Annotated in this window: 5 protein-coding genes; 3 read left to right on the forward strand and 2 right to left on the reverse strand. The window is 55.2% G+C overall.

What is annotated here, in order from left to right; translation table 11 throughout:
* The 3 genes from V6C16_RS08575 to V6C16_RS08585 all read left to right on the forward strand — a co-directional run.
* On the forward strand, positions 1–287 hold a 287-nt coding region (locus V6C16_RS08575), incomplete at its 5' end, for an ATP-binding protein (RefSeq protein WP_333543014.1).
* Between the two features lie 225 nt (positions 288–512).
* Positions 513–1,874, forward strand: coding sequence for a sigma-54-dependent transcriptional regulator (locus tag V6C16_RS08580; protein ID WP_333535408.1), 1,362 nt, complete (start codon positions 513–515; stop codon positions 1,872–1,874).
* Between the two features lie 42 nt (positions 1,875–1,916).
* On the forward strand, positions 1,917–2,282 hold the full coding sequence (locus tag V6C16_RS08585) for a diacylglycerol kinase (RefSeq protein ID WP_333535409.1): 366 nt from the start codon (positions 1,917–1,919) through the stop codon (positions 2,280–2,282).
* Here the strand turns inward: V6C16_RS08585 and V6C16_RS08590 are convergent.
* Positions 2,260–3,381, reverse strand: coding sequence for a sulfatase-like hydrolase/transferase (locus tag V6C16_RS08590; RefSeq protein ID WP_333535410.1), 1,122 nt, complete (start codon positions 3,379–3,381; stop codon positions 2,260–2,262). The two genes, V6C16_RS08585 and V6C16_RS08590, sit on opposite strands and share 23 nt — an antisense overlap.
* Before the next feature lie 433 nt (positions 3,382–3,814).
* On the reverse strand, positions 3,815–4,257 hold a 443-nt coding region (locus V6C16_RS08595; protein WP_442886203.1), incomplete at its 5' end, for an NADH-quinone oxidoreductase subunit B family protein.

A 4,257-nucleotide genomic window follows, 5' to 3' on the forward strand; every position in this document is an offset into this window, starting at 1 on the left:
AGGGCGGCGAACTGCGTGTGGGCGCGCGCCTCTGCGCCGGCGGGCAGAACTTCAGCATCACGGTGGCCGATACTGGGCCGGGCATTGCCAGGGACATTCAGGCGGCCATTTTTACGCCCTATTTTACCACCAAGCCCTCAGGCACGGGCCTTGGCCTTGCCATTGTGCATCAGATTGTGGAAGGGCATGGCGGCAATGTCAGCGTGACCTCCCAGCCTGGCCGGGGTACGGAATTCACTCTTGAACTGCCCGTGCGTGGCAGGGATGACGCCCCGCTGGGCGGATAAAAGTGTCAGGGAAGCCTTTACTCCGCGCTTCCCGCGGCTCCTGCGCGGGCAGGAGCCCAAAAAACGTGAATAGGGGGAATTCACTTCCCCCGTTACATGCGCGTTTTTTGTGCCTTTCCCCAAAATGGCTTCCATTTTTTGGCATCGAGCTGAGTAAATCGAAGATTTAATCAGCGGATACTCAGACAAAAATAACGGAATATTCAAGCTGCCGAGGAAGATGAAATGACTGTAAAATCGGCCGTAAAGCTGCTGGTGGTGGACGACGACCGCAATCATCGCGAAATGTTGCGCGCCCTGCTGGAAGAGTGGGGTTACGCCCCTGTTACCGTGGATAATGGCGAAGAAGCCGTGGCCCTGTGCCAGGAAAGCCCTTTTGACCTCATCCTTATGGACGTTCGCATGGGCGGCATGAGCGGCATTGAGGCCACCCGCGCCATCAAGGGATATAATCCGGCCATTCCCGTGCTGATCATGACGGCCTATTCCGATGTGGCGAACGCCGTGGAGGCCCTCAAGGCCGGGGCGTACGACTATCTTACCAAGCCTCTGGCTTTTGACGCTCTCAAGCTGGCCCTGGAACGCGCTCTCGACCATGCCAGCCTGCGGGACGAAGTGCTTGCCCTGCGTCACGAACTGGCGGCCAATGTGGACTCGCGCGATGTCATCGGCCAAAGCCCGGCCATGCGCCAGATGCTGGGCCTGGTTTCAGCCATTGCGCCTTCCGAGGCCACGGTGCTCATTACGGGCGAATCCGGTACGGGCAAGGAGGTTATTGCCAAGCTCATCCACGCCAACAGCGGCAGAAGCAAGGGGCCTTATGTGGCCGTCAACTGCGCCGCCCTGACGGAAACCCTGCTGGAATCAGAACTGTTCGGTCATGAAAAAGGCGCGTTCACCGGTGCGGAAAAACGCCGTGAAGGCCGGTTTCTGGCGGCCAACAAAGGCACGATCTTTCTGGACGAGATCGGTGAAATTCCGCTGTCCATGCAGGTCAAACTGCTGCGGGTGATTCAGGAACGCGAACTGCAGCGTGTGGGCGGCGACCAGAACCTCAAGGTGGACGTGCGCATTCTGGCGGCCACCAACAAGGATCTGGCCCAGGAGGTGGACGAGGGACGTTTTCGTCAGGACCTTTATTACCGTCTCAATGTGGTGGCCTTGCAATTGCCGCCCCTGCGTGACCGACAGGAGGACATTCCCCTGCTCGCCATGCATTTCATGAAGCTTTTTGCCGAGCGCAACGGCAAGACGGTCAAGGGTTTTACCCCTGCCGCTATGGACAGGCTGCTCAAGCATGCCTGGCCCGGCAACGTGCGTGAACTGGAAAACGCCGTGGAACGGGCTGTGGTGCTGCTGGTGGGCGAATATATCAGCGAACGCGAGCTGCCGCCCACCATTGTGGATGTGGAGGAGGACAACACACGTCCGGCGCGGCTGGATTTTGCCAACATGACGCTGGAGGAAATCGAGCGTCTGGCCGTGCAGGACACGCTTGAACAGGTGGGCGGCAATAAAAGCGAGGCCGCGCGACGCCTTGGCATCAACCGCAAAACGCTTTTATCGAAACTTGGGGATGGCAGGTAGCGGCAGGCCCGTCGTGGCTGAGCCTTGATAAAGGACTGGTATATGTTTAGAAAAATGTACGATGTGTTTTACAGGCGCTGTGTCAGGGCTACGCTTTTTTCTCTGGCGGGATTCCGTGCCGCCCTGACCAAGGAGGAGGCTTTTCGCCTGGAGCTGGCCGGGCTGGCCGGGCTTGTTCTAATCATGTTTGCAGTGCCCTGGCCGCTGTGGAAAAAGTTTTTTCTGACAGGCTCATATCTTTTGATTCTTATCGTCGAGCTGCTCAACTCCGCCATAGAGGACGTGTGCGATCTTGTAAGCCCCGGTTATTCAGAACTGATAAAAAACGCCAAAGATAAGGGATCTATGGCGGTTTTATTGGCCCTGTTCTGTAATGTACTGCTGCTTATCGCCCTGATTCTGCTGTAGCCGGTACTTGTTGCGCACCGAGCTGGGAGAAATTTTTTTTCAGATAGTAGTATATCTTGCTTCTGTTCAGGAGCGGAGCGTCTTCATGCGCAAAGGGGTGTGACTGCCCGGTAATGAAGAACAGAAAGGGAATATAGCCCGAAGCCTCACTGGTGTACGACCTGTGATCCCCCCAGATGGCTACCGTGGTTCCCGCAGGCAGTTGTTCGATATAGGCGGCCAGTGCGGTATCAGTGTGACGGCACAGCGAATAATAGGTGTTGCGTGGTTCGTCCGGAAACTTCAGGGAATTGCAGACCATTTCGGGCTGATCCATGACGTGCATGTCCAGCGTGATGATAAAATGCAAAAAAGGGCCGGCTGCAGGAATTTTTTGGGCCGCAAAGGCAAGCAGATCCGTGTCGGAGGCAATACCGTCCGTCCAGATGGGAATCGCAGGTACACCTTCGGCCTGCATTTTTTCCAGCCCGTAAACATGCTGCACTCCTTGGCGCTGGTAGGCAACCTCCTGATTCATGTAGTTGCCGGGCACGCCATGAAAGGAATAGCTGGGGGAAATTTTTTGAGTCAGAAAGCGCAAAAATGATTCAGAATAATCCTGTTCATACTCATAGTGCAAAATGCTGTGTGATGCGATGCGGCCATTGAATATTTCGTAGTCCGAGTTGGCTGATGCCATTTTTTTGGTTCCGTCCAGACGCAGCAGTATCGCATGCTTCAGCAGGCCATGCAGAAAGGGCATAACGTATTCCCCCTGTGCCTTTTCTGTAACCATCTCGTAATCCAATGCTTCCACTTGAATAAGCGCGATTTTGTCTGTGCAGGAAAGCGAGGGCAGACTTTCAATGCCCTCCGGCGATTCCAGGGGCTGCGTGTGGTTTTTCATGCGCCAGGGGTAACCGGTAGCCAGCTCCAGCGCATATGTGGCCAGATAGCCGCGTGTGTGCAGCGAACGGCGTTCCGGAGGTGTCGGGCTGATCTTTTCGTTTGCCATGTTCTCGGGCCAGAATTCCTTGAGCGACTGCACTGCGAAGCTGCTGCCCATGGCTATGGCAAAGGCTGCGAGAGCGCATATGCCGACCTGTTTTCGATAGGGCAATATTGTAACTCTGAATAAAAAAAATATTTGCGCAAAAGCGCAGATAATGAAGAATAACGATTTTGTAACCGGCACATGAGAAAGTACCGATAAGCCTAGATGGCTTGCGTAGCGTGTTCCATGTATTATGGTAGAAAGGTTTAACGGAACCTTGAGTGTGTCTGACACTGCAACGCACACAATGCCAAACACACATTGAAAAATAATAAATAATATGCATATTCTGCGGCTTGCCAAGACAAGCAGGCACAACGACGCCGCGATATTGATGCCTGCTATGGGGAACGTAGGGCGAATGCTCCACCATTGACACACAGAGCTGGACAGGGATGTTACCAATACCAGAAGAAACAAGTATAGCCATGAACGCATTGCATCGGTCATACGTTGTTCCGTTTTTTGTCAAAAGTTGTCTCGCCCTTGGCGAAAATATTTATTTCCTCAACAATAGCAGGCCGTCCAGAATAGTCCAGGGGTTGGGCGGGCAGCCCGGCACAAAAAGATCCACGGGCAGGATGTCTGCAATGCCGTTATTGCATTGCGGGGCATCGCGGAAAAGACCTCCCGATATGGCGCAGGCACCTACAGCCACCACGAGGCGGGGTTCCGGCGTGGCGTTATACGTATCAAGGGCTGCCAGGCGCATATTTTCAGACACAGGCCCGGTAACCACGATGCCGTCGGCGTGTCGCGGCGAGGCGACAAAATCAATGCCGAAACGGGGCAGGTCAAACACCAGTGTGCCGAGCACGTTGCAGTCGGCCTCGCAGGCGTTGCAGCCCGCGGCGCTTACTTGGCGCAGCTTGAGAGAGCGCCTGAATATGGAAAACTTGCCGGACTCGGGGGGCGTTGCGTCTTGCGGGGCAGGCTTGCCGG

The organism is Desulfovibrio sp. 1188_IL3213 (genome assembly GCF_036763145.1).
Lineage (GTDB): Bacteria > Desulfobacterota > Desulfovibrionia > Desulfovibrionales > Desulfovibrionaceae > Desulfovibrio.